Here is a 25,212-nt window from a genome sequence, read left to right as displayed (position 1 = left end):
CCGCGCCCCGGCCCTACCGCTGCCGTCGCCGCCTGCTTGAACCTTCGCTCCGCGAGGCGCCGCGCCCGACCGACCGGCCGGTGCCCCTCCCCGCCGTCGCCGCCCGCTTGAACCCCCGCCCCGTGGGGCGCCGCGCTCGGCCGGATGTCTTTCAGTCGGCGGCGCAGGTCAGCGAGGTGCACTCGGGGACCGGGCGGCCGGCCGCGTCGACGACATCACGGGAGCCGAGCGGGCTCTCCAGTTCGGCGTGCCCGCCGGCCCGCCCCGCCGTACCGCCGGACGCAGGGGCGGCGCCTCCCGCGCCTTCCGCTCCTCCCGAGCCCCCCGCTGCTCCCGTGCAGTCGGCCAGCTGGGCCTCGGTGTAGACCTCGGTGGCCGAGACCTGGACGGTCGAGGAGTCCTCCGCTGCCCGGACCGGGCCGATGGCAGTGCAGCCGCGGGCCGCGTAGACGAGGGTGATCCCGCCGTCCTCGGCGCGGTAGCCCTCGATCACCGTGCCGGTGGCCCCATTGGTCCGCGCGGTGACCTTCACCGCGATCCGCTCCTCCGAGGGGGCGGCGTCCCCGGCCGCCGCCCACCCCACCGCGGCCGCCGCCACGAGCAGCGCCCTGGCCGCCCAGAGCCGACCGGGGGAGAGCAGGCCCCGGCCCCGGCCGCCGGGCCCCGGCCCGCCGTCCGTCCCGGCCGCCTCTGCCCCGGTCGCCTCCGGTGCGCCGTCCGCCAGGGCGATGCCGCCCGCCGTCCCGATCATGGGGCCCCTCCCTCCCGGGCGGTCTCCGCCCGCCCGTTGCCGTTAGGACAGCGGGCGGGGCGTCCGGGTTGGCCGGTCCGCCTGGCCGGATACGGCCTCTGACCTGCGGTGACGGTGAGCCGTGCGGCTACTGGGGGAGAAGGGGCGGGGCGTTCGCGCGGAGGCGGCCGCTCGGCGCGGCGGAGCGGCGGGCCGGACCCGGATTCGCCGGTGAGAAGAATGCGCACGCCGCCGGCCCCCCGGCCGCCATGCTGGAGGCATGCACGACGACCGCACCGAAAGCCTCCGCGCGGCGGAACGGCGCCTCCAGGCCGCCCAGCTCGACTCCGACATCGAAGTCCTGGACGAGCTGATCGACGATGCCGGGCGGTTCACCGGACCGGACGGAACCCTCCACTCGAAACAGGACGACCTGCACGCGCACCGGTCCGGGCGGCAGGTGCTGAGCCGCGTCGAAGAGGAGGAGCTCCAGGTGCTGGCCACCGCGCACACCGGCGTCACCTGGTTCCTCGGCACGCTGGAAGGGACCGTCGACGGCCGGCCCCTGGCCGCCCGGATGCGCTACACCCGGACCTGGATCCGCGGCCGGGCGGGCTGGAGGATCATCGCGGCCCAGGCGACGTTCGTCGCGGACGGCCTCCGCGAGGGCCTGCCCGGCGGCCTCCCCGGCGCCGGCGGCGCGCAGGGCGGCTGACGCCCCGCCGAGACGCGGAAGGGCCGGACCACCCCGCAGGGAGGGGAGGAGCGAGGACGCAAAAGGGGCCGCACCACCGCAGGGAGGGGAGGGGCGGTGGTGCGGCCCGGGGAAGGGCCTGGGAACGGGTCAGGCCACTGGGGTCTTCTCGGTCTCGGTCTCGGCCTTGCGGGCGCGGGCGCGGCGCACGGCGGAGACCGCCGAGAACACCGCCGCGGCCAGCACCAGCGCGTACAGGCCGATCGAGATGCCGCTTCCGACCAGGATCGACGGGTCGCCGGAGGACGCCGCCAGGGCGCGGCGCAGCTCGGTCTCGGCGATCGGGCCCAGCACCACGCCGATCAGCGCCGGGGCGACCGGGACGCCGAAGTGCCGCATCCCGAACCCGAGCACCGCGATCCCGATCGCCATCACCAGGTGCGCGACCGAGGAGTTGATCGCGTACACCGCCAGCACCGAGCAGACCGTGATGCCGGCGTACAGGTACGGCTTGGGCAGCTTCAGCAGCTTGGCCCAGAGCGGCGCGAACGGCAGGTTCAGTACCAGCAGCAGCACGCTGCCGACGAACAGGCTGGCCAGCAGCGTCCACACCAGGTCCGCGTTGCGCTCGAAGAGCACCGGGCCCGGCTGCAGCCCGTACTGCTGGAACGCCGCCAGCATGATCGCGGCCGTCGCCGAGGTCGGCAGGCCCAGCCCGAGCAGCGGCACCAGCGACCCGGAGGCGCTGCTGTTGTTGGCCGCCTCCGGCCCGGCCACGCCCTCGATGGCGCCCTTGCCGAACTCGCTCTTCTCACCGCCGCGCCGCTCCCGGCGGGCCGCCAGCTTCCGCTCCAGCCCCAGCGAGAGGAACGTCGGGATCTCCGCGCCGCTGCCCGGGATCGGGCCGAACAGCGAGCCCAGCGCGGTGCCGCGGGCCCACGGGCCGGCCGAGCGCCGCAGGTCCCGCTTCTTCAGCCACGGCGTCCCGGTCTTGATCGCCTTCAGGTCCGGGGCGTTGTCCCCCCGGCTCGCCACGTACAGCACCTCGGCCAGCGCCAGCAGGCCCACCGTCACCACGATGACGTCGATGCCGTCCAGCATCACCGGCAGGCCGAAGTCGAACCGGGCCGCGCCGCTCTGCCCGTCGATCCCGGCCATCCCGATGACCAGGCCGATCAGCAGGGCGGCCATGCCGCGCAGCGCCGAACCGGAGACCACCGCGGCGATCGCCACGAAGGAGAACACGGTCAGCGCGAAGTACTCGCCCGGGCCGAACTGCAGCGCCAGCGCCACCATCGTCGGCGAGAACAGCGCCACGACCAGGGTGCCGACCATGCTCGCGATGAACGAGCCGATCACCGCGGTCCCCAGCGCCTGGGCGGCCCGGCCGCCCAGCGCCATCTTGTGGCCCTCGTAGGTGGTGGCGATCGAGGACGCCTGGCCCGGGGTGTTCAGCAGGATCGACGTGGTCGCCCCGCCGAACATCCCGCCGTAGTACACCCCGGCGAACAGGATGAACGCCGAGGTCGCGTCCATCCGGAAGGTCACCGGCAGCAGCAGCGCCACCGCCATCGCCGAGCCCATGCCGGGCAGCACGCCCACCGCGGTGCCCAGCAGCACCCCGAGGAACGCCCACATCAGGTTCACCGGGCTCAGCGCATCCGCGAACCCCCCGAGGAGCAGGGAGAACGACTCCATCACGGGAACATCAACTCCAGAACGCCACCGGGCAGGGGCAGCCCCAGCCCGAGCGAGAAACCGACCTGGACGGCCGCGGACATCGCCAGCGCCACCACGGCGTCACGCAGGTGGTCGCGGGCGCCGAACGCGTAGGCGACCGCCCAGAACAGCAGGGCCCCGGTCAGCAGCCAGCCCAGCGCCTGCAGCAGCGCGGCGGCCACCGCCAGCGCGCCCAGCACGATCAGCACCGGCCGCCAGGCCACCGGCGGCATCGGGGGCGCGGCGGACGGGCCGCGCCGGGCCACCCGCACGTTGACCACCGCCATGCAGGCCGACAGCACCAGCAGCAGCACCCCGACGACCGCGGGGAACACGGTCGGGCCGGGCGGCGTGGCGTGCGGCGGCGGCTCGATGGTGGCCAGACCGGAGAGCGCCAGCAGGCCGAACGCGGCGGTCACCCCGGGGAACACCCAGGCGGACCGGCCGGTCCAGGGGGTGGTCTCCGGGTCCGGGGCGGCGGCCTCCTCGGCGGTCTCCTCAGCGGCCTCCTCGGCGGGGCCGGCGGCCTGCGCGGCGTCGGGGGAACCGGCGGAGTCCTCGGGGGCCGCGGCCGGCGCCGGGACGCCGGCCCCCGCGGCGGCGTCCTCCGCGCCGGTACCGGAGGCGGCCTCCGCGCTCTCGGCGGTGCGCTCGGACATCACAGCCCCAGCTCCTTCACGGTCTCCTGGGTCATGGCGACCTCCTCGTCGAGGAACTCCTCGAACTCCTCACGCGACTGATAGGTGTCGGTCCAGCGGTTGCGCTCCAGGGTGTCGGCCCAGGAGGGGGAATCGCGCAGCTCGGCGACGAGCTCTTCGAGCTTCGCCGTCTCCGCTTCGGTGAGGCCGGGCGGGGCGATCACCCCGCGCCAGTTGGACATCTCCAGCTCGTAGCCGGACTCGGTCAGGGTGGGCACGTCCACGCCCTCCAGCCGCTCCGGCGAGGAGATGGCCAGGGCCTTGACCTTGCCGCTCTCGATCTGGTCGGCGAAGTCGCTCAGCGTGGTGAAGCCGATGTCGGAGGTGCCGGAGAGCAGCGAGGTGAGCACCTCGCCGCCGCCCGAGTAGGGCAGGTAGTTGATGTCCTCCGGCGGGATGTCCATGCTCCGGGCGACCTGGGCGGCGAAGATCTGGTCCACCCCGCCCATGGAGCCGCCGGCCACCGGGATCCCGCCCGGGTCGGCCTTCCACGCCTCGGCCAGCTCGTTGATGTCGGAGTAGGGCGAGTCCCCGGGGACGACCACCACCAGGTACTCCGAGGCGAGCTGCGCGATGGGGGTGGCGTCCTCCATGGTGTGCTGCGACCCGGTGGTCTCCACCGCGCCGACCATGCCCATCCCGGTCATGGTCAGCATGTTCGCCTGCCCGGCCCGGTTGACCGTCTGGGTCAGCCCGATGGTGCCGCCCGCGCCCTCGGCGTTCTGCACCTCGACGTTGAAGCGCAGCTCCTCCTCGCGCAAACCGTTCTGCATCTCCCGGGCGAGCAGGTCCCAACCGCCGCCGGGCGCGGCCGGGGCCACGAGCAGCATCTTCTCCGCCGCGCCGTCGCCGCTCTCGGCGCCGCGCGAGACGTCGACCAGCGCCAGGGCGACGAGCGCCGCTGCGGCGGCCCCGCCCGCGACGCGGGCCAGGGCACTGGGCATCCTCATCGGCATCCTTCCTCCGTGTATCGGTCCCGGCGCCGGTCACAGGGGCGGGCAACGCGGGACACATGACAGTGTGAGGGGGGACACAGGCAAGTGAAGGATTTGTTAACACTGGCGTCATACTGGTCGTATTGGTCGCGCGGGCGAGGAGCCGCCGGCCGCGCAATCGCACGTGGAGTTCCCCTTATGGCACCGCCGAGCCCGCGCGTCCGGCTGTCGCTCACCGGATACCTGTTCATCGGCTATGCGCTGCTGCTCACCCTGGCACTGGCGGTCACCGGCACGCTCTGGTTCGTCCACCACGACCGGGAGATGGAGCAGCAGTACACCGAGCGGGTGCTGGCCATCGCCCGCTCGGTCGCGCACATGCCGCAGATCGTCGACGGCTTCGGGGAGGCCGACCCGGCCGCCGTGATCAACCCGATCGCGATCCGGGTCACCGAGGCCACCGGCGCCGAGTACATCGTGGTGGCCGACCCGGAGGGGATCCGCTACTCCCACGTCGACCCGAGGCTGATCGGACTGCGGGTGTCCACCCCGCCCGGGCCCGCCGCGCGCGGCGAGGAGTGGACCGGGGTGCAGACCGGCACCCAGGGCCGCACCGTGCGCGCCAAGGTCCCGGTCCGCTCCGGGGAGGGCGACGTCCTCGGCTACGTCTCGGTCGGCATCCTCGTCTCCGACATGGAGACCGAGGCGGCCGCCGCGTTCCCGCTGATCCTGGGCACCACCGGCGGCGCGCTGCTGCTCGGCGCGGGCGGCGCGTGGGCGCTCTCCCGCCGGCTGCGCGCCAAGACCCACGGCCTGGAGCCGGCCGAGATCACCACCCTGCTGGAGGGGCGCGAGGCGCTGCTGCACGCGGTCCGCGAGGGGGTCCTCGCGGTGGACGCCGCCGGCCGGGTGGTGCTGGTCAACCGCCCCGCCCGGAAGATGCTCGGCCTGCCCGAGGACTGCGAGGGCGCCCGGCTGGACGAGCTGGGCCTGCCCGGCCGGGTGCTCGACGTGGTCTCCGGGGCCGACGCCGGAGAGGACCGGATCGTGCTCTCCGGGGCGCGGATCCTGGTGTGCAACCGGATGCCGGTGCGGATCCGCGGCGGGGACGCGGGCGCCGTGGTGACCCTGCGCGACCGCACCGAGCTGGACCGGCTCACCGGCGAACTGGACGGGGTGCGCACCGCCACCAAGGGGCTGCGCGCGCAGACCCACGAGTTCGCCAACCGGCTGCACACCCTGGCCGGGATGCTGGAGCTCGGCGCGCACGAGGAGGCCAGGGCCTACCTGGAGGACGTCTCCATCGCGCACGCCCGCACCAGCGGCGACGTCTCCGCGCGGATCGCCGACCCGGCGGTCGCCGCGATCACCCTGGCCAAGTCGGCCCAGGCGGCCGAGCGCGGCGCGGAGCTGTACATCTCGCCGATGACCCTGGTGCCCGAGCGGATGGGCGCCGCGCTCCGCTCCGACATCGTGCTGGTCCTGGGCAACCTGGTGGACAACGCCCTGGACTCGGTGGCCGCGGCCGGGCCCGGCGGCTGGGCGGAGCTGCTGGTGCGGGTGCACCCCCGGCACGGCGACGGGCTCCCGCACGACCTGGTGGAGGTGCGGGTCACCGACTCCGGCCGCGGCGTGGCGGCCGAGCTCGCCGAGGAGATCTTCGAATACGGCTTCACCACCAAGGCCTCCCGGGACGGAGAGCGGGGGCTGGGGTTGGCACTGGTCAGGCAGGTCTGCGAGAGTCGCGGCGGCAGCGTCCGGGTGCAGCCGCCCGGCGAGGACGCCGACGAGGGCGCCGTGTTCACGGCCTACCTTCCGGCGGACGGCGGACCGCGGCCCGGAGAGCGCGCGGCCGCGGGCGGGCCGGCCGGCGAGGCGAGCGGAGGGAACGGAAGATGACCCGGGTCCTGGTGGTCGACGACGACGTGCGCGTCGCGCAGACCCACAGGGAGCTGGTGGCCTCGGTGCCCGGATTCGAGGTGGTCGGCGAGGCGCACACCGCGGCGTCCGCGCTCGCCGAGGTGCACCGGCTCCGCCCCGACCTGGTCCTGCTCGACCTGTACCTGCCCGACGCCCCCGGCATCTCGGTCATGCGCGAGCTGCGCGCGGCCGACCGGGACGGCGGGCGGGACCGCAACCCGGTGGACTTCCTGGTGATCACCGCCGTCCGCGACATCGAGCAGGTGCGCGCCGCGCTGCACGGCGGCGCCGTGCACTACCTGCTCAAACCGTTCCCGCTCAGTGCCCTCCGGGACCAGCTGGAGCGGTACGCGGTGGCCCGCCGCCGGCTCTCCGGCACCGGCGAGGCCACCCAGAGCGAGGTGGACCGGCTGTTCGGCCTGCTCCGCCCGGCCTCCGCGCATTCGCTGCCCAAGGGCCTCACCGCGGCCACCAGCGAGCTGGTCGCCCGCACCCTGCGCGAGGCCGAGGGCGAGCTGTCCGCCGCCGAGGTGGGCCGGCGCACCGGCGTCTCCCGGGTCACCGCCCGCCGCTACCTGGAGCACCTGTGCGCCGACGGCCGCGCCGAGCTGCGGCTGCGCTACGGCTCGGCCGGCCGGCCCGAGCACCGCTACCGCTGGGCCCGCTGACCGCCGGCGCGGCGCGGGAACCCCGGGGCGCGGGGCGGGGCGCGGGCCGGGACAAGGGCTGGGACACGGGCCGGAGTGCAGGCCGGGACACGGAGGAAAACCGCTGGTCCGGGCGGCCGCCGGAATGGGAGGCTCCGGGTATGGCGCGAACGTTCGACGAACTGGTGGCGGAGGCCGCGGCGGTCCCGGTCGAGGGCTGGGACTTCTCCTGGCTGGACGGCAGGGCGGTGGAGGAGCGGCCGCCCTGGGGGTACCAGCGGCTGATGAGCGAGCGGCTGGCCGGGGCCGGGGCCGCGCTGGACGTGCAGACCGGCGGGGGAGAGGTGCTGGCCGGCGCCGAGCGGCTGCCGCCGGCCATGGTCGCCACCGAGGGCTGGCCGCCCAACGTCGACAAGGCGACCCGGCTGCTGCACCCGCTGGGCGCGGTGGTGGTGGCCGACGCCGACCGGCCGCCGCTGCCCTTCGCCGCCGAGGCGTTCGACCTGGTGGTCAGCCGCCATCCGGTGGCCGTGCACTGGGCCGAGATCGCCCGGGTGCTGCGCCCCGGCGGCCGCTACCTCTCCCAGCAGGTCGGGCCGGCCAGTGTCTTCGAGCTGGTGGAGTTCTTTCTCGGCCCGCAGCCGGAGGAGGTCCGGCGCGCCCGCCACCCCGACGACGCCCGCCGCGCCGCCGAGGCGGCCGGGCTGGAGGTGGTCGACCTGCGCACCGCCGAGCTGCACACCGAGTTCCGCGACATCGGCGCGGTCGTCTACTTCCTCCGCAAGGTGGTGTGGATGGTCCCCGGCTTCACCGTGGACGAGCACCGGGAGCGCCTGCGCGACCTGCACGCCCTGATCGAGGCGGAGGGCCCGTTCACGGCCACCACCACCCGCTTCCTCATCGAGGCGCGCAAACCCGCCTGAATCCGCTCCGACCGGCGCAGGCAGCCGGAACCGAACAGGACCGAAAAACCGGGCCCGCCGCCCCGGGCGGCACCGGCCCGGCGGAACCGGTAGTCTGCCCGGCCATGACCCGACCCGCTTACCAGGAGGCCACCCGGGCCTCCTACGACGCCATCGCCGCCGACTACGACGAGCACTTCGCGGACCAGCTGTCCGGCAAGCCGCTGGACCGGGCGGTACTCGCCGGCTTCGCCGAACTGGTGCGCGGCCCGGTGGTCGACGTCGGCTGCGGCCCCGGCCGGGTGACCGCGCACCTGGCCTCGCTCGGTCTGGACGTGCACGGCGTCGACCTGTCGCCGGGCATGCTCGCGGTGGCCCGCCGCCTCCACCCGGGGGTGCGCTTCGAGGAGGGCTCGATGACCGCCCTCGACGCCCCGGAGGGCGGCTTCGGAGCCGTGGTGGCCTGGTACTCCCTCATCCACCTCCTGCCGGAGGACGTGCCCGGCGCGCTCGCCGGGTTCCACCGGGCGCTGGCCCCCGGGGGCCGCCTGCTGCTCGGCTTTCAGGTCGGCGAGGAGCCGCTGAGCTTCACCGAGGCCTTCGGCCACCGGGTCGAACTGGACTTCCACCGCTGGATGCCCGACCGCCTGGCCGCCCTCGCCGAGCAGGCCGGCTTCGCGATCGAGGCCCGGATGGACCGCGCGCGCCTGTCCGACGAGACCGCCCCGCAGGCCTTCCTGATCGCCCGCAAGGCGGCGGCGGACGAAGGATGAGGTGATCGGCGGCGAGGCGGCGGCGGGAGCAGGGCGGAGGTGGCCACCCGGGCGCGGCGGTTCAGGCCGGCAGCGAGGGCGGGAAGAGGACCGGCCGGTCGGTCGGTCGGGCGCGGCGTCTCGCGAGGCGAAGGTTCAGGCCGGCGGCGACGGCAGCGGTGGGGGCGGGGCGAGCGCCTCACCCGGGCGCGGCGCCCCACAGAGTCGAGGTTCAAACCGGCGGCGACGGCGCAGGTGGGGGCGTGGCGGGGGCGGTCGCCCGAGCGCGGCGCCCCGCGAAGTGCAAGTTCAAGCAGGCAGCGAAGGCGGCGGTGGGGACCGGCCGGTCGGTCGGGCGCGGCGCCTCACGGAGCGGAGGCTCAAGCGGGCAGCGAAGGCGGGAGGGGGACCGGCCGGTCGGTCGGGTGCGGCGCCCCACGGGGCCGGGGTTCAAGCCGGCGGTGACGGCGCAGGTGGGGGCGTGGCGGGGGTGGTCGCCCGGGTGCGGCCTCTCGCGGGGCGGGATCGCCGTGCCCGCGTCGCCCCGGGCGTCGGGGCCGGCCGCCTCTGAAACCGCTCCCCCTTCCTGACCTGGGTGAATACGCAGGGTGATGGTTGGGTGGGGCGCCCTGCGCACCGCGAGAGCACTCCGGTGATTCCCGGGCGCGCACCCTGGGTCGGATCGGGCCTCTGAGGGCCTGATTCGCCCTGATCGGGCCGGTGTTCGGGGGTTTGAGGCGCCCGGAAGGCCGCAAGGCAGGGGGCCGGAACCCGGGAAGGGGTGGCGGGGGAACGAGATGTCGTATTCGTCCCTCCGATTGGCCACTCTGGGTAATCGGCGAGGGGTCGGCGGGGGTCTCGGGGCTTACTACTCGCTGGTAGATGTAATCGGGGTGCTCTCGCGGTGCGCAGGGCGCTCCCGCCTCCGCCCGTTCCCTGCCGCAAACCCGGCATAGGGGATATGACCACCCCCGGCGACGCGGGCGGGCGGCCCGCCCCCTTCGCCGGGGCGCCGCCTCCTCCCGCCGGGAGGCTCGACCGGGCCGGGCCGGTGAACGCGGCGCCCGACCCGCTCCCGCCTTCGCCGCCCGCTTGAACCCCCGCCCCGTGAGGCGCCGCGCCCGGCCGACACCCGCGCCCCGTCCCTGCCTGCGCCGTCGCCGCCGGTTTGAACCTTCGCCCCGTGAGGTGCCGCACCAAACCGACCGGCCGGTGCCCCTTCCGCCCTCGCTGCCCGTCTTGGCCTTCGCTCCGTGGGGCGCCGCGCCCGACCGACCGGCCGGTCCCCGCTGCCGCCTTCGCTGCCCGTTTGATCCCTCGTCCCGTGGGGTGCCGCGCTCGGGCGACCACCCCCGCCCCGCCCCAACCGCTGCCGTCGCCGCTCGTCTTGGCCTTCGCTCTGTGGGGTGCCGCGCCCGACCGACTGGCAGGTCCCCACCCCCGCCTTCGCTGCCGGCTTTAACCCCCGCTCCGCGAGGCGCCGCGCCTGGCAGGTGCACCCGGCTCCGCCCTCCCCGCCCGCAGGCCCGTCCTCTCTCCTCTCTCTCCCTCTCCGGTGACGGGCCGGGGCCGGGCTACAGGCCTGCGAGTGCGATGGCGGCGACCAGGGCGTTGTTGCAGCAGTGCAGCACCAGGCCGGGGAGGATCGACTCGTAGCGGCGGTGCAGCCAGGCCAGCCACAGCCCCAGCACCAGGGTGTAGGGCATGAGCAGCGGGGTCACGTGCGCCGCGGAGAACACCAGTGCCGAGACCACTGCGGCGGCCCACGGCGCCAGGCTGCGGGAGAGGGCGCCGTGCAGCATGCCGCGGAACAGCACCTCCTCCAACAGGGGGAAGAGCAGCACCGTGCCCAGGGCGATGGCCAGGGCGGGGCCGAGCGGCAGGTCCGCCACCAGCCCCGACGCAGACGAGGAGGAGCCGCCGCCCGAGCCTCCGCCCTCGCCCCCGAGGAGCCCCCCGCTCCTGAGCAGCGCGGCCAGGCCGAGGGCGGCGCCGGTCGACAGCATCGCGCTCAGCACCGCCAGCGGCACCCACAGCAGCAGCCCGACGGGGAACCTGTTCGGCCGGGTCAGGCCCAGATCGCGCAGGCCCAGGCGGGGGCCGCGGCGCATCAGCAGCGCGGCGCCGAGGGCCGGTGCGAGGCAGGGGGTGAGCACGGCCAGCGGGCCGACCGCCAGCGCGAGCCGCTCCGGGGCGGGCCAGTCGCGGGCGAAGGTCGTCGCGGACAGCAGCCCGGCCCCGAGCACCACCGCGCCCGAGGCGAGGGTCAGCCCGGCCAGGGCGGCGGCGTCGCGGAACCGCACGCGGGTGTCGAGCAGCGGAGCGGCGGGAGCGGGCACGGCGGTGTTCTTCCTGAGACGGGGACAGGGATGGGGGTAGGAGAGCGGCGGCGCCGGAGGGCCCGGCCGCTCCATACGACTCTGCCGGAGCAGCGCCCGCCCCCGCGGCTTGAGCGCCTGTGAGAAGCGCGATGCCCGGCCCGGCGCCGCCCGTCGGGGCTCGGAGCGGCGCGCGCACACCGATGTCGCGGAAAGCGACGGCCGCATTACGATCCGGAGAAGTGCGAGGGTGGGCGGGGCTCCGAGGCGAGGGGAACGGGGAGGCGGCATGCTTCCGGCCGGATGCGCGGCGGTCCGCCGGGGCGCCGCCTCGTCCGAGAGGAGGGCCGCGGGACCGGGAGATACGGCGGAAGGTCGTATCCCCCGGCCACTCGTTTCGTTCCTTCGGCCGAGTCGCCGAACGGCTCTGAGCACCTATGATGCGCGAGCGCCCCTCCCCGCGACGGCCCGCGAACCGCCCTGCTCCCCCCGGCGGCGGATGCGCGGCCGGAGCCGCGGTGCCCCCTTTCGAGCACCCGGCTTCGAGCATCCGGCTTCGAGCACCCGGCGGCCGGCGGGCGGGCGGAGTTTTCGATCTGGTGCGACCGAGGGAATCGGGGGAGCGGGGCGTGAAGGAACGCATGGTCAAGGCCGCGCCGGCCTTCTTCTGCTGGTACGCGCGGGTGGTGGCGGCACTGTCGCTGCTCACCTGGCTGTCGGCGGCGGTGGACGACTGGATCCTGCGGGTGGACCGGATCGGCGTCGTCTACGCGCTCGGCTGGTGGCCGAGCCTGCCGTTCGCCGCGCTGATGCTGCTGCTCTCCGTCGGACTGCGCCGGGGCAAGCGGTCGGCCTGGCGGATCCAGCTGGCGGTGCTGGGGGTGGTGCTGGCCCGCACCGCGCTCTTCCTCGTCGGCTACCTGGCGCTGGCGCCCGACGAGCGGCGGCAGATCCCGGTGCTGGACGCCGCGGCGCTGCTCGCCGTCCCCTCCGTGCTGGTGCTCGCGCAGGTCGTCTGGCTGGTCGCGGCCCGGCGGGAGTTCGCCGCCCGGCCCGACCCGGCCCGGCGCAAGGTCGCCGCGGCCGTCTTCGGCGTGCTGCTCGCGGTCGTCGTGGTGCTCGGCACCACCGTGGTCGCGCAGAACGACGGCGACCCCGACGGCCCGGTGACCGCCGACGTCGCCTACGCGGTGCTGCAGACGGTGTTCGGCCCCCGGGTCACCGGCGAGTTCCTCGGCATCCTGGTGCCCGGCTGGGTCGACCTGCTGCTCGGCGTCCTCGGCAGCGGCCTGCTGCTGGCCACCGTCTGGGTGATGTTCCGCCCCTCCCGCGCCCGCGCGGTGCTCAGCCCCGAGGAGGAGCTGGGCGCGCGCCGGCTGCTCGCCGAGTACGGCGACCAGGACTCGCTCGGCTACTTCGCGCTCCGCGACGACAAGGACGTCGTGTTCGCGCCGAGCGGGCGCGCCGCGGTCGCCTACCGCGCGGTCGGCCCGGTCTGCCTGGCCTCCGGCGACCCGCTGGGCGACCCGGAGGCCTGGCCGGAGGCGATCCGCCGCTGGCTGGAGGAGTGCCGGGCGCACGCCTGGACCCCCGGTGTGCTCGGCGCCGGGGAGCGGGCCGCCGCGGCCTACGCCGGCCAGGGCCTGGACGCCTTGGAGCTCGGCGACGAGGCCGTCCTCGACCTGGCCGAGTTCGGCCTGGACGGAAGGGCGATGCGCCCGGTCCGCCAGGCGGTGCGCCGGGTGGAGCGGGCCGGGTACACCGCCCGGGTGCGCCGCGCCCGGCGGATCCCCGCCGACGAGGCCGCCGACCTCATCGTCGCGGCCGACCGGTGGCGGGGCGGGGAGGCCGAGCGCGGCTTCTCCATGGCGCTGGGCCGGCTCGGCGACCCCCGGGACGGCGATTACACGGTGGTGGAGGCGCTCGACGGCGAGGGCCGCCTGCGCGGGATGCTCGGCTTCGTCCCCTGGGGGCGCACCGGCCTCTCCCTGGACCTGATGCGCCGCGACCCGGACGCGGAGAACGGCGTCAACGAGTTCATGGTCGCCGCCCTGGCCGAGCAGGGCGGCGGGCTCGGCGTGCGCCGGGTCTCGCTCAACTTCGCGATGCTGCGCGGGGTGTTCGAGCGCGGCGCCCGGATCGGCGCCGGACCGGTGCTCCGCGCCGTCCACCGGGTGCTCATGCTGGCCTCCCGGTTCTGGCAGCTGGAGACGCTCTACCAGGCAAACGCCAAGTACCACCCGGAGTGGGTGCCGCGCTACGTCTGCTTCCGGCGCAGCGGCGACATCGGCTCGGTGGCCATCGCGGCCGGCCGCGCCGAAGGGTTCCTGCCCGAGCCGCGCAGGCACGGCCCCGGCTCCCTCGCGGTCTCCCAGGACCTGCTGGAGCGGATCCGCGCCATCGAGGAGGAGGCCGAGGCCGCCCGCTACCCGCGGCGCAGGCTCACCGAGCAGGAGCGGGTCCGCCACGCCAAGCTGGACCGGCTCCGCGCGGAGGGCGTCGACCCCTACCCGGTGGGGTTCGAACCCACCGGCACCGCCGCGGCGCTCGCCGAGGAGTTCGCCGGCCTGCCGGCCGACGAGCGCACCGGCCGCCGGGTGACCGTCGCCGGCCGGGTGGTGCGCGAGCGCGACCACGGCCGGATCGGCTTCGCGGTGCTGCGCGACGAGACCGGCGACGTCCAGGTGATGCTCAGCGCCGACGCCACCGCGGACTTCGGCCGCTGGGGCGGCCTGGTGGACCTGGGCGACCAGGTCGGCGTCACCGGCGAGGTGGTCACCACTCGCACCGGGGAGCTGACCGTGCACGCCGAGCGGTGGGCGATGACCGCCAAGTGCCTGCGGCCGCTGCCCCGCCGCCTGGACGCCGAGGCGCGGGCCCGCCGCCGCCACGTCGACCTGATCGTCAACGACGAGGCCCGCCGGATGCTGCGGGTGCGCGGCGACGCGGTGGCCGCGGTCCGCGACGAGCTGCGCTCCCGCGGCTTCCTGGAGGTGGAGACGCCGATGCTGCAGCCGGTGCACGGCGGCGCGGCGGCCCGGCCGTTCACCACCCGGATGAACGCGCTGAACAGCTCGATGTACCTGCGCATCGCCCCCGAGCTGTACCTGAAGCGGCTGCTGGTCGGCGGCGCCGGACGGATCTTCGAGCTGAACCGCAACTTCCGCAACGAGGGGCTGTCCCCGCGGCACAACCCCGAGTTCACCATGCTGGAGGCCTACCAGCCCTACGGCGACTACGACACCGTCGCCCGGCTCATCCGGGACCTGGTGGTCGCCGCCGCCCGCGCGGCGCTCGGCACCACCGTGGTGGCGCGCGGCGGCACCGAGTTCGACCTGGCCGAGCCGTGGCGCGAGACCACCGTCTACGGGGCGGTCTCGGAGGCGCTGGGCGAGGAGGTCACGACCGCGACCCCGCTGCGCGAGGTGCGCCGGCTGGCCGAGGCCGCGGGCGTCCCGGCCGACCCGGAGTGGGGGCAGGGTCGGCTGGTGCAGGAGGCGTTCGAGGCGCTGGTGGAGGAGCACCTGGCGGCGCCCACGTTCGTCCGGGACTACCCGGCCGAGACCTCCCCGCTGGCCCGCGGGCACCGCCGGGACCCGCTGCTCGCCGAGAAGTGGGACCTGATCGCGATGGGCCTGGAGCTGGGCACCGGCTACTCGGAGCTGAACGACCCGGTCGAGCAGCGCGCCCGGCTCACCGCCCAGTCCCTGCTGGCGGCCGGCGGCGACCCCGAGGCGATGCACCTGGACGAGGACTTCCTCGCCGCGATGGAGTACGGCATGCCTCCGGCGGGCGGCCTCGGCATGGGCATCGACCGGCTGCTCATCACCCTCACCGGCCGCCCCATCCGGGACACCATCGCCTTCCCCCCGGTCCGCCCGGGGCGCTGACGTCCACCGGGCCGCCCGGCGGCGGCCCCTCCGCCGGAGAGCGGGGGCCGGTCGTCCGCCCGTGCCCGGTCTCCCGGGCCGGGGCGGGGCGGCGCCCGCCGACCGGTCCGGGGCGCGCCCGCCCCGGGTCAGCGGCCGCCGAGGCCGGTGCGGCGGCCGCCCTGGGCGAGGTCGTCCGCGGCCTCCGCGACGACCTCGGGGAACTCCAGGTGGAGCAGGTGGGCGGCGCGCGGCACGTCGATCCGGTGGCCGCGCGGGCTCAGCGCGGCCAGCCCCTCGTGGCAGCCGCGCCAGGCCGGGCCGTCCGGGGCGGTCAGCACTACCAGGCCGACCGGGGGGAACGGCCTCTCCCGGCGCAGCGCGTGCAGGTCGGCGACCATGGCGTCGTAGCAGGCCAGCTCGGCCGCGGCGGCGCGGAGGGTCCGCCCGTCGCCGTAGTGCGCGCGCACCGCGTCCCGGGGCGCCGGGTCGCGGCGGGAGACGGTCTGGCGGCGCACCACCGCGCGGCGCAGCGCCGGGCCGGCGGCGCGGGCGAACGGCGAGACCAGGCCCCCGCCGACCCGCCAGGCCAGCGAGCGCAGCGCGGAAGGGGACGGGGGGTGCAGCTCGCAGCTCGGGTCGACCAGCACCAGGCCGCAGACCAGCTCCGGGCGGAGCCGGGCGAACGCCTCGGCGTGCAGCGCGGCCACCGAGTGCGCGGCCACCACCACCGGCCCGCCCGCCGCCTCGGCGAGCCCGGCCAGCCGCGCCGCCTCCGAGCGCAGCGTGGGCCGGAGGTTCCGGCGGTCGAACCGGACCACCCGGTACCGGTCCCGCAGCAGGCGCCGCACCCCCTCCCAGTCGAACGCGGCGCCGCCCAGCCCGGAGGCGCAGACCACGGTGTCACTCGTCAGGGTCATGAGCCACCCCCAGCACGATCAGCCAGACGCTGAACAGCGAGATCTGGATCCGCTGCACGATGCCGACGTCGCCGCCCGAGGCGATCAGCCAGAGCAGCAGCGCGGTCGCGGCCGCCTGCACGGCGGCCAGGAGCAGGAGCCCCGGACCCAGCCCGGCGCGGACCGCGCCGACGGAGCCGGCCATCGCCGCCAGCCCGCCGAGGACCGCGGCCGAGCTGGCCGCCTCGTGCATGGTGTGCGACGCGGAGAGCCGCCCCTCGGCCTCGGCGCGGGCGCAGGCGGGGTCGGCGGTGGGCGCGCAGTCCATCGGGAACACCAGTGCGTCGGCCACGGTCATCGCGCCGAACAGCAGCAGGCCCGCCCAGCACAGCACGGCGAGCGCCGTCCGCGGGCGGCGCCCCGGCGCGGACGCCGCCACCGCCCCCGCGACCAGGGCGGACAGCCCGGCCAGCACCTCGGTCGAGGCGAACAGCGGACGGAGCGGCCGGTCCCGGGCGAAGAGCTCGCTGGCGTACCCGGCGACCGGGTCGACCCCGGTGGGGAGCAGGCCCTCCAGCCAGAACGAGGAGTAGAGCACCCCGGCCGACAGCGCCGCCGCCGCGAACACCGTCCTGCGCCGCATCGTCCCCCCTCCCGGTCGCCCCGGCCCCGAGCGGAGAACGGACGGGCGCCCCGGATCGTCCCCGCCCCTTTCGGGGCATTCTCCGCGGGCCATCGTCCCAGGGCGCCCCGCCCCCGGCACGGCGGCACGTCGGAGGGGCCCGGGACGGGTCTCCGCCCGCGGTGGGCGCGACGGGCCCGGGACCGCTCCCGGCGGAGCCGGGGCGGCGGCGGGACCACCGTGCCCGGGGGCGCCGCCCCGGCACCGGCGCTCCGGGACCGGGGCGGTCACGGGGTCATTCGGCCGGGGAGAGCTCGCCCATCGGGCCCCAGCCGTCGACCGGCGCGTCGACGTTGATGATCCGCGGGGTGGCGGAGATGACCCGCGGCATCCACGCCATCGCCGCGGCGAAGTGCTCCGACTCCACGTGCGCCTTGCCGGCCTCGGCGTCGGCGAACGCCTCCAGCAGCACGAAGGTGTCCGGCTCCTCCACGCTCTTCGACCACTCGAAGAAGACGTTGCCCGGCTCGGCGCGGGTGGCCGCGGTGAACTCCGCGACCAGGTCCGTCCACTCCGCGCTGCGCTCGGGGCGGACCGGGAACTTGACGGCGATGAAGATCATTGCGGGCCTTTCGCATCGGCTCTGCTCGGAAGCGGGGGCGCGGCTCCGCCCTCCGGGGCCCATGGTGCCCGGCGCCGGGCCCGCGGCGGAAACCCCCGGCGCGGGGTTTCCGACGATGCCGGAAAACGGCGAGGAGGGTCAGCGGGAGAGCCGGTCGGCGGCCCGGACGAGCACCGCGGCGATGCGGTCGCGCAGCCGCGGGTAGTCCTCGGCGGGCAGCGACACCGACAGCGCCCGCGCCTCGCCGGGCAGCGCCCCGGCCAGCGGCACCGCCGCGCAGGAGAAGCCGCGCTCGGCCTCGCCCACGGAGACGGCCAGCCCGGTGCGGCGCACCCCGGCCAGCTCGGCCTCGAAGGCGTCCGGGGCGGTGATGGTCCGCTCGGTCAGCCGGGGCATGCCGTGCCGCTCCAGATAGCGCCGGCGCGCCGGGGCGGGCAGGGCGGACAGCAGCACCTTGCCGTGCGCGGTCGCGTGCGCCCGCCGCTCCCGGCCGACGGCGAAGGGGGCGGCCTCGTCGGTCACCGGGACGGTGCTGTCCACCACGGAGATCTCCCCGCCCCGGTAAGCGGTGAAGTAGGCCTCCGCCCCGGTGGCCCTGCGCACCTCGGCCAGCGCCTCGCGCAGGCCCGGGGCGACGTCCAGCTGCCGCCCGTAGGCGCGGTGCAGGTCGGGGACGCGGTGGCCGAGCGCGTACCCGTGCGGGGTGCGCAGCACGTGCCCGCGGTCGGTGAGCGGCCCGAGCAGGTTGTAGACGGTCGACAGCGAGCAGCCCAGCCGCCGGGCCAGGGCCTTGGCCGAGACCGGTCCGGTCGCCTCGGCCACCGCGTCGAGCAGGTCCAGCGCCCGGTCGACCGAGCGCGGGCCGTCCCCGGCGGAGGGGAGGGCGGGGGAGGGCACGGGGGCTCACCGCCTTCTGCGCATCGGGTCCGCCGCGGCCGTCCCGCCGCGGTGCTCCCAGGTTAGAAGAGCGCTCCGCCCGGTCGGCCGCGGTCCTCCGGCGGCGGGCCGCCGGGATCGGCGTCCCGATGGGAGGCATCGGGTCTTCTATTGGCCTGCGGGGCCGGGGGCGCTTAGGGTCGTTGAGGCGCGACGCACTGACGATCTGAGTGCAGAATGTCAGATCGTCGGATCCGGGCGGGGAGAGGAGAAGGTGATGGCGGACGCTCCGGCCACCGGGCCGAGCGGGGCGGCGGACGGCGGCCGCCTCGGCCAGATCCTCGACGGCACCTACGACTGCCTGGTCCGCTACGGGGTCCGGCGGACCACCATGGACGACATCGCCGGGGCGGTGGGGATCTCCCGCTCCGCCCTCTACCAGTACGTGCGCAGCAAGGACGACGCCTTCCGCAGGCTCGCCCGCGGGTTCCACGAGGAGGCGCTGGCCCGGGCCCGCGCCGCGGCCGAGGCGGAGGGTCCCGTCGAGGAGCGGGTGCGCGGCGTGCTCGGCGCCAAGCTCGGCCTGGTCCTGCGGCTGCACGGGGACTCCCCGCACACCGCGGAGCTGCTGGACGCCAAGGCGCGGCTCTTCGGCGACATCTGCGGCGAGTTCTGCGCCGAGGTGCGCGCCCTGCTCACCGGGCTGTTCGCCGAGGCCGGGACGGCCGCCGTCGCCCCCGAGGACGCGGCGGACATCTGCATCGCGGTGGTGGTCGGCCTGGAGGGCGAGGAGAACGCGGCGCGGCTGCTCGGCCCCGCCGCGGACGCGATCACCGCGGGCCTGCTGCGGGCCCGCTGAACACCTGCCGGGCAGTATCGGACGGCCGCCGGACGGCGGTCCAGGACATCGAGGGAGACGACCATGCCCGTGAAGAGCCGTGAGGTGCACCTGGCGGCCCGCCCCTCCGGGGAACCCGTCCCGGCGAACTTCGCGCTGGTCGAGGCGGAGGTCCCGGACCCGGGGCCGGGCCAGGTGCTGGTCCGCAACGACTGGTTCTCCGTCGACCCCTACATGCGGGGCCGGATGAACGACGTGCGCTCCTACACCCCGCCGTTCGAGCTGGGCGCGCCGATGGACGGCGCGGCGGTCGGCACGGTGGTCGCCTCCGGGGCCCCGGAGCTGCCGGAGGGCGCCACCGTCCGGCACTACCTGGGGTGGCGGGAGTACGCGCTGCTGGACGCCGCCTCGGCCGAGCCGGTCGACACCGGGATCGCGCCCGCCCAGGCCTACCTCGGCCCGCTGGGCATGACCGGGCTGACCGCCTACGCCGGCCTCAAGGAGATCGCCCCGGTGCGCGAGGGCGACACCGTGTTCGTCTCCGGCGCCGCGGGCGCGGTGGGCACGGCCGCCGCGCGGATCGCCCGCCACCTGGGCGCGGCCCGGGTGGTCGGCTCGGCCGGCGGCCCGGAGAAGGCCCGCCGGGTGGTGGAGGAGTTCGGCTACGACGCCGCGATCGACTACCGGAAGGGCGACCTGGGCCCGGCACTGAAGGAGGCCGCGCCGGACGGCGTCGACGTCTACTTCGACAACGTCGGCGGCGACCACCTGCGGGCCGCGCTGTTCGCGCTGAACCAGGGCGGCCGGGTCGCCATGTGCGGGGCGATCTCGATGTACAACGCCACCGCCCCGGTGCCCGGGCCGGACAACCTGGGGCTGGCCATCAGCAAGCGGCTCAGCCTGCGCGGCTTCATCGTCACCGACCACGGCCACCTGGCCGGCGAGTACGCCCGGCTCGCGGCCGGCTGGCTGGCCGACGGCTCCCTGCCCGGCCGGGAGACGGTGGTGGACGGGGTCGAGAACGCGGTCGGTGCCTTCATCGGCCTGTTCAACGGCGCCAACACCGGGAAGATGCTGGTCCGCCTGGGCCAGGGCTGACCCCGCGGGCCGCGCGGGGCCGCGCCGCCCGGCGGCGCGGCCCCGCCGCCGCGGGGAATGCGAAGAAGAACGAGAGGAAGATCCCCGACCATGGATTCCGTGACGCTGAACAACGGCGTCGAAATGCCCCAGCTGGGCTTCGGCGTCTGGCAGGTGCCCGACGACGAGGCGCAGAGCGCGGTCGCCGAGGCGCTGCGGGTCGGCTACCGCAGCATCGACACCGCCAAGGTGTACCGGAACGAGGCGGGCACCGGCCGCGCGCTGCGCGAGTCCGGCATCGCCCGCGAGGAGCTGTTCGTCACCACCAAGGTGTGGAACGACGACCACGGCCGCGACCGGGCGCTGCGCGCGTTCGACGCCAGCCTGGAGCGGCTCGGCCTGGAGTATGTGGACCTGTACCTGATCCACTGGCCGGTGCCCGAGCAGGACGCCTACGTGGAGACCTGGAAGGCGCTGGAGCGCATCCACGCCGAGGGCCGGGCGAAGGCCATCGGCGTCTCCAACTTCACCGAGGCGACCCTGGGGCGCCTGCTGGCCTCGGCCGACACGGTCCCGGCCGTCAACCAGATCGAGCTGCACCCGCGCCTGGCCCAGGAGAAGATGCGCGCGCTCAACGCCGAGCACGGCATCGCCACCGAGGCCTGGAGCCCGCTGGGCCAGGGCAAGGGCCTGCTGGACGAGCCGGTTCTGGCCGGGATCGCCGCGAAGCACGGCCGCACCGCGGCGCAGGTGGTGCTCCGCTGGCACCTGCAGCTGGGCAACGTCGCCATCCCGAAGTCGGTGACCCCCGCGCGGATCGCGGAGAACCTCGACGTCTTCGGGTTCGCCCTGGACGCCGAGGACATGGAGCGCATCGCGGCCCTGGACAGCGGCGCCCGGCTGGGCCCGGACCCGGACCTGATGAACTCCCGCTGAGGGTCCGGCCCGCCTCCCCCGGGCCCCCGGGGAGGCGGCCCTCCGGCGCCGCGGCGGAACCGTCCCGCCGCGGCGCCCTTCCCGTTCCGCCCCGAGGGCCGGCCGCGCGGCCCGCGGCTCGGCCCTCGCCCCGCACCGGCTCTGCTTCGGCCCTCTCCACCAGTAGATATTAGTCTTGACTTATATAAGTGGGGAATGTAAGCATGGGCGGGTGGAAGCCTTCGACGTCCTCGGTGATCCGGTCCGGCGCCGCCTGCTGGAGCTGATGGCCGACGGCGAGCGCAGTTCAGGTGAGCTCTCGGCCGCCATCGGCCGGGAGTTCGGCCTCTCCCAGCCCGCGGTCTCCCAGCATCTGAAGGTGCTGCGGGACAGCGGCATGGCCACGGTCCGCCCGGAGGGGGCGCGCCGGCTGTACGCGGTCGGCGCGGAGCCGCTCCGCGAGGCCGACGCCTGGCTGGGGCGGTTCCGGCGGTTCTGGGAGCCCCGGCTGGACGCGCTGGCCACCGAGGTCGCACGGGGCAGGCGTACGGGGGGTCCGGACCGCGACGAGGACGAGGAAGAGGAGCGGCCGTGATCGAGAGCGACCGGCAGATCAGCGCCGTCCAGCGCGAGGTCGGCACCCGCCCGCTGGACGGCGGACAGGGGCGGGTGGTGTCCATCGCCCAGACCTACCCCACCGGAGCGGAGGACCTCTGGGAGGCCTGCACCGCACCCGGGCGCCTGGCCCGGTGGTTCCTGCCGGTCACCGGCGACCTGCGGCAGGGCGGCCGCTACCGGCTGGAGGACGGCACCGAGGGCTCCATCGAGACCTGCGACCCGCCGCGCGGCTTCTCCGCGACCTGGGAGGTCCAGGGCGAGGTCAGCCGGATCGAGGTGGAGCTGGCCCCGGACCCGTCGGGCGGCACCCGCCTCCGGATCGCCCACATCGTGTCCGAGGACGAGCACTGGGACCGGTACGGCCCCGGTGCGGCCGGCGTCGGCTGGGACCTGAGCCTGCTGGGCCTGGCCGCCCACCTCGCGGGCGACCGGGCCGGCGGTGGGGAGGAGTGGGCGGCCGGCCCCGAGGGCATCGCGTTCCTGGCCGAGGCCAGTGCCTGCTGGGGGCGGGCCGACATCGCCGCCGGCACCGACGCCGACCGGGCGCGCACCCGGGCCGCGCGCACCGGGGCCTTCTACACCGGCGGCCCCGAGGAGTAGCGCGGCGGCCGGGGCGTCAGCCGCGCGGGCCCGCCGCGGTGCCGTCGCGCTCGGCGGCGCGGCGGTCCAGGATCTCCAGGCAGATCCCGCCCCAGCGCAGGTTCTCCTCCTCGAAGAGGCGGCCGCGCATCAGGGTGAGGAACGGGCCGACGTGGCCGGTCTCGCGGAGGTACTCCTCCTCGGTACGGCCGGCCAGCAGCCGGTCGCGGAAGCGCTCGTAGCGGGCCAGCTTGGCGCGGGCCCGCTCCATCCGCTCCATGATCGAGGTGCGCACCGCGGCCTCGTCGCCGGAGTCCACCGCCTGCACCTTGACCAGCAGCTCGTCCCGGATCGCGGTGGGCTTGGCGGGGCGGGCGGTGAACTCCTGCAGCGCCTCCCGGCCGGCGGGGGTCAGCGAGAACATCCGCTTGTTGGGCCGCCGCTCCTGCTCGACCACGCGCGCCCGGATCAGGCCCTCCGACTCCATCCGCTCCAGCTCCCGGTAGAGCTGCTGCGGGGTGGAGGTCCAGAAGTCGGCGGTCGCCGTGTCGAACCGCTTGGCCAGGTCGTATCCGGACGCCTCGCCTTCGAGCAGGGCGGCCATGACGGCGTTTCGCAGTGCCATGCGGCAACGGTATCAGCGGGTTGATCAATGGACGGGTGGACTATTCAACTCGCTGACCTGAGAGGTCCCGCCTCCCGCCCTGGCCGGGGCGGGAGGCGGGCCGGGCTCACAGCCGGGCGGCCAGCCGGGTGCCCTGGTCGATGGCGCGCTTGGCGTCCAGCTCGGCGGCGACGTCGGCGCCGCCGATCAGGTGCGGCTCCAGGCCGGCCGCGCGCAGCTCGGCGTGGAGGCCGCGGTCGGGCTCCTGCCCGGTGCACAGCACCACGGTGTCGACGTCGAGCACCTCGTCCCGGCCGTCCACGGTGATGTGCAGGCCCTCGTCGTCGATCCGCCGGTAGGCGACGCCCGGCACCATCCGCACGCCGCGGTTGCGCAGCTCGGTCCGGTGGATCCAGCCGGTCGTCTTCCCCAGGTCCTTGCCGGGCTTGGAGGTCTTCCGCTGCAGCAGGTGGACCCGGCGCGGCGGGCGGGGGCGGCGCGGCTCGCGCAGCGCGCCGGGGTGCTCGTAGCCGGGGTCCACGCCCCACCGCTCGAAGTAGGCCGCGGGGTCGAGCGCGGCCCCGTCGCCGTCGTCGGTGAGGAACTCGGCCACGTCGAACCCGATGCCGCCGGCGCCCAGCACCGCGACCCGCTCGCCCGCCTCGGCGGTGCCGCGCAGCACGTCCAGGTAGCCCAGCACCTTCCCGTGGTCCACGCCGTCGATGTCGGGCACCCGCGGGGTGACGCCGGTGGCGACCACGATCTCGTCGAAGCCCTCGGCGGCCAGCCCCTCGGCGGTGGCCGGGGCGCCCAGCCGCACCTCCACCCCCAGCTCCTCCAGGCGCTCGCCGAAGTAGCGCAGCGTCTCGGCGAACTCCTCCTTGCCCGGGATGCGCCGGGCGACGTCCAGCTGGCCGCCGATCCGGTCCGCGGCGTCGTAGAGCACCACCCGGTGGCCGCGCTCCGCGGCGGCGGTGGAGACCGCGAGCCCGGCCGGGCCGGCGCCGACCACGCCGATCCGCTTGGCGCGCGGGGCCGGGTCGAGCACCAGCTCGGTCTCGTGGCAGGCGCGCGGGTTCACCAGGCAGGAGGTGATCTTCAGGCTGAAGGTGTGGTCCAGGCAGGCCTGGTTGCAGCCGATGCAGGTGTTGATGGAGCGCGGCCGGCCGCGCCGCGCCTTGGCGACGAACTCGGGGTCGGCGAGGAGCGGGCGGGCGAGCGAGACCAGGTCGGCGTCGCCGGCGGCGAGGATCCGCTCGGCGGTCTCCGGGGTGTTGATCCGGTTGCTGGTCACCAGCGGGACCCCGACGGAGCCCATCACCTCGCGGGTCACCCAGCTGAACGCCCCGCGCGGCACCGACGCGGCGATGGTGGGGATCCGCGCCTCGTGCCAGCCGATGCCGGTGTTGATGACGTCCGCCCCGGCGGCCTCGATCTCCTTGGCCAGCCGGAGCACCTCGGGCAGGGTGGAGCCGCCCGGGACCAGGTCGAGCATGGACAGCCGGTAGATCACCGCGAAGCCGGGGCCGGTGCGCTCGCGGATCCGGCGCACGATCTCCACCGGGAACCGGATCCGGTTGGCGTAGGAGCCGCCCCAGCGGTCCTCGCGGCGGTTGGTGGCGGCCGAGACGAACTCGTTGATCAGGTACCCCTCGGAGCCCATCACCTCGACGCCGTCGTATCCCGCCGCCTTGGCCAGCTCGGCGGCGCGCACGAAGTCCTCCACGGTGCGCTCCACCTCCTCGTCGGCCAGCGCGCGCGGCACGTGCGGGCTGATCGGGGCCTGCAGCGCGCTGGGGGCGACCAGGTCCTCGTGGTAGGCGTACCGGCCGAAGTGCAGCAGCTGCATGGCGATCCGGCCGCCTTCGCGGTGCACCGCCTCGGTGACCGGGGCGTGCTGCTCGGCCTCGGCCTCGGTGGTCATCGCGGCCCCCTGGTGCCAGGGGCGCCCCTCGGAGTTGGGCGCGATGCCCCCGGTCACGATGAGGCCCACGCCGCCCCGGGCGCGCTCGGCGTAGAACGCGGCCATCCGCTCGAAGCCGCCGGGGGCCTCTTCGAGGCCGACGTGCATGGAGCCCATGATCACCCGGTTGGGCAGGGTGAACGGCCCCAGGGAGAGGGGGGAGAAGAGGTGGGGGTAGTCGGTCATGACGGCGTCTCCTCGGTTCGGCGTTCCGCCGCGCGCGGATGAGTGACGATACTGCTAATCAGTTTTTTGAATATACGTCAAATTTCATCGCCGGGGGGCGGCGGGGGCGGATCGGCGGCACTGCGCCCGTTGACAGGCCCGGGGAGGCGCTCTAGCTTAAACGAATAACCACCCCTGTACAGGGCGGATGCGAAACCAGGTGCGGCGACGGCGCCGCACCGCCGATCGG

At 75.7% G+C, this 25,212-nt stretch carries 22 protein-coding genes; 11 read left to right on the top strand and 11 right to left on the bottom strand.

The window, feature by feature from the left end:
* Nucleotides 1-151 precede the first annotated feature (151 nt).
* Nucleotides 152-751, bottom strand: a complete 600-nt coding sequence (locus D459_RS36260; RefSeq protein WP_017595703.1) for a hypothetical protein — start codon at nt 749-751, stop codon at nt 152-154.
* A 259-nt stretch (nt 752-1,010) separates the two neighbouring features.
* On the opposite strand from D459_RS36260, the gene D459_RS0124795 reads away from it, so the two are divergent.
* Nucleotides 1,011-1,445 carry a nuclear transport factor 2 family protein gene (locus D459_RS0124795; protein ID WP_017595702.1) on the top strand — a complete coding sequence of 145 codons (435 nt, stop codon included), beginning with the start codon at nt 1,011-1,013 and terminating at the stop codon, nt 1,443-1,445.
* A 129-nt stretch (nt 1,446-1,574) separates the two neighbouring features.
* On the opposite strand, the gene D459_RS0124790 is transcribed toward D459_RS0124795, so the two are convergent.
* The 3 genes from D459_RS0124790 to D459_RS0124780 are packed head-to-tail and all read right to left on the bottom strand — an operon-like array spanning nt 1,575 to nt 4,791.
* Complete coding sequence (locus D459_RS0124790) at nt 1,575-3,122, bottom strand: tripartite tricarboxylate transporter permease (protein WP_017595701.1); 1,548 nt, start codon at nt 3,120-3,122, stop codon at nt 1,575-1,577.
* Nucleotides 3,122-3,802, bottom strand: coding sequence for a tripartite tricarboxylate transporter TctB family protein (locus tag D459_RS0124785; protein WP_017595700.1), 681 nt, complete (start codon nt 3,800-3,802; stop codon nt 3,122-3,124). The genes D459_RS0124790 and D459_RS0124785 overlap by 1 nt, the downstream gene beginning before the upstream one ends.
* A complete protein-coding gene (locus D459_RS0124780; RefSeq protein ID WP_017595699.1) occupies nt 3,802-4,791 on the bottom strand; it encodes a Bug family tripartite tricarboxylate transporter substrate binding protein in 990 nt (329 codons plus the stop codon). The genes D459_RS0124785 and D459_RS0124780 overlap by 1 nt, the downstream gene beginning before the upstream one ends.
* A 183-nt stretch (nt 4,792-4,974) precedes the next feature.
* On the opposite strand from D459_RS0124780, the gene D459_RS0124775 reads away from it, so the two are divergent.
* The 4 genes from D459_RS0124775 to D459_RS0124760 all read left to right on the top strand — a co-directional run bounded on the left by D459_RS0124775 (nt 4,975) and on the right by D459_RS0124760 (nt 9,018).
* Nucleotides 4,975-6,675 carry an ATP-binding protein gene (locus D459_RS0124775; protein WP_017595698.1) on the top strand — a complete coding sequence of 567 codons (1,701 nt, stop codon included), beginning with the start codon at nt 4,975-4,977 and terminating at the stop codon, nt 6,673-6,675.
* Entirely contained in the window at nt 6,672-7,364 is a 693-nt protein-coding gene (locus D459_RS0124770) for a response regulator (RefSeq protein WP_017595697.1), read from the top strand. Before D459_RS0124775 ends, D459_RS0124770 begins: the two co-directional genes overlap by 4 nt.
* A 140-nt stretch (nt 7,365-7,504) precedes the next feature.
* Nucleotides 7,505-8,266, top strand: a complete 762-nt coding sequence (locus D459_RS0124765) for a class I SAM-dependent methyltransferase (protein WP_017595696.1) — start codon at nt 7,505-7,507, stop codon at nt 8,264-8,266.
* A 104-nt stretch (nt 8,267-8,370) separates the two neighbouring features.
* Complete coding sequence (locus D459_RS0124760) at nt 8,371-9,018, top strand: class I SAM-dependent DNA methyltransferase (protein ID WP_017595695.1); 648 nt, start codon at nt 8,371-8,373, stop codon at nt 9,016-9,018.
* Nucleotides 9,019-10,571: 1,553 nt separating this feature from the next.
* On the opposite strand, the gene D459_RS0124755 is transcribed toward D459_RS0124760, so the two are convergent.
* Complete coding sequence (locus D459_RS0124755; RefSeq protein ID WP_017595694.1) at nt 10,572-11,336, bottom strand: CPBP family intramembrane glutamic endopeptidase; 765 nt, start codon at nt 11,334-11,336, stop codon at nt 10,572-10,574.
* A gap of 620 nt (nt 11,337-11,956) precedes the next feature.
* Between D459_RS0124755 and lysX the strand changes: the two genes are divergently transcribed.
* A complete protein-coding gene (gene lysX, locus D459_RS0124750; RefSeq protein WP_017595693.1) occupies nt 11,957-15,205 on the top strand; it encodes a bifunctional lysylphosphatidylglycerol synthetase/lysine--tRNA ligase LysX in 3,249 nt (1,082 codons plus the stop codon).
* A 128-nt stretch (nt 15,206-15,333) separates the two neighbouring features.
* On the opposite strand, the gene D459_RS0124745 is transcribed toward lysX, so the two are convergent.
* From D459_RS0124745 to D459_RS0124730, 4 genes are all read right to left on the bottom strand, one after another.
* Nucleotides 15,334-16,104 carry an alpha/beta fold hydrolase gene (locus tag D459_RS0124745; protein WP_026120735.1) on the bottom strand — a complete coding sequence of 257 codons (771 nt, stop codon included), beginning with the start codon at nt 16,102-16,104 and terminating at the stop codon, nt 15,334-15,336.
* Complete coding sequence (locus D459_RS0124740) at nt 16,088-16,726, bottom strand: DUF998 domain-containing protein (RefSeq protein ID WP_017595691.1); 639 nt, start codon at nt 16,724-16,726, stop codon at nt 16,088-16,090. The genes D459_RS0124745 and D459_RS0124740 overlap by 17 nt, the downstream gene beginning before the upstream one ends.
* Nucleotides 16,727-17,000: 274 nt before the next feature.
* Nucleotides 17,001-17,327, bottom strand: a complete 327-nt coding sequence (locus tag D459_RS0124735; protein ID WP_017595690.1) for a putative quinol monooxygenase — start codon at nt 17,325-17,327, stop codon at nt 17,001-17,003.
* A 138-nt stretch (nt 17,328-17,465) separates the two neighbouring features.
* Entirely contained in the window at nt 17,466-18,224 is a 759-nt protein-coding gene (locus tag D459_RS0124730) for an IclR family transcriptional regulator (protein ID WP_017595689.1), read from the bottom strand.
* Nucleotides 18,225-18,480: 256 nt separating this feature from the next.
* Between D459_RS0124730 and D459_RS0124725 the strand changes: the two genes are divergently transcribed.
* The 5 genes from D459_RS0124725 (at nt 18,481) to D459_RS0124705 (ending at nt 22,251) form a co-directional block, all read left to right on the top strand.
* Nucleotides 18,481-19,062, top strand: coding sequence for a TetR/AcrR family transcriptional regulator (locus tag D459_RS0124725; protein ID WP_017595688.1), 582 nt, complete (start codon nt 18,481-18,483; stop codon nt 19,060-19,062).
* A 63-nt stretch (nt 19,063-19,125) separates the two neighbouring features.
* The gene (locus D459_RS0124720) at nt 19,126-20,139 is read left to right on the top strand and encodes an NADP-dependent oxidoreductase (RefSeq protein WP_017595687.1); all 1,014 of its coding nucleotides are present in this window, start codon (nt 19,126-19,128) and stop codon (nt 20,137-20,139) included.
* A gap of 90 nt (nt 20,140-20,229) precedes the next feature.
* Nucleotides 20,230-21,054, top strand: a complete 825-nt coding sequence (locus tag D459_RS0124715) for an aldo/keto reductase (protein ID WP_017595686.1) — start codon at nt 20,230-20,232, stop codon at nt 21,052-21,054.
* A gap of 211 nt (nt 21,055-21,265) precedes the next feature.
* A complete protein-coding gene (locus D459_RS0124710) occupies nt 21,266-21,628 on the top strand; it encodes an ArsR/SmtB family transcription factor (protein WP_017595685.1) in 363 nt (120 codons plus the stop codon).
* On the top strand, nt 21,625-22,251 hold the full coding sequence (locus tag D459_RS0124705) for an SRPBCC family protein (protein ID WP_017595684.1): 627 nt from the start codon (nt 21,625-21,627) through the stop codon (nt 22,249-22,251). The genes D459_RS0124710 and D459_RS0124705 overlap by 4 nt, the downstream gene beginning before the upstream one ends.
* A gap of 16 nt (nt 22,252-22,267) precedes the next feature.
* Here D459_RS0124705 and D459_RS0124700 read toward each other — a convergent pair whose 3' ends face one another.
* Nucleotides 22,268-22,855 (bottom strand): PadR family transcriptional regulator, encoded by a 588-nt coding sequence (locus D459_RS0124700; RefSeq protein ID WP_026120733.1) that lies wholly within the window; start codon nt 22,853-22,855, stop codon nt 22,268-22,270.
* 106 nt (nt 22,856-22,961) lie between these two features.
* Nucleotides 22,962-24,983, bottom strand: a complete 2,022-nt coding sequence (locus tag D459_RS0124695) for an NADPH-dependent 2,4-dienoyl-CoA reductase (protein WP_017595682.1) — start codon at nt 24,981-24,983, stop codon at nt 22,962-22,964.
* Nucleotides 24,984-25,212 lie beyond the last annotated feature (229 nt).

This window comes from Nocardiopsis potens DSM 45234 (assembly GCF_000341105.1).
In the GTDB taxonomy this organism is placed as follows: domain Bacteria; phylum Actinomycetota; class Actinomycetes; order Streptosporangiales; family Streptosporangiaceae; genus Nocardiopsis_A; species Nocardiopsis_A potens.
The sequence above is the reverse complement of the archived record's forward strand: the minus strand, read 5'-3'. Positions and strand labels throughout refer to the sequence as shown.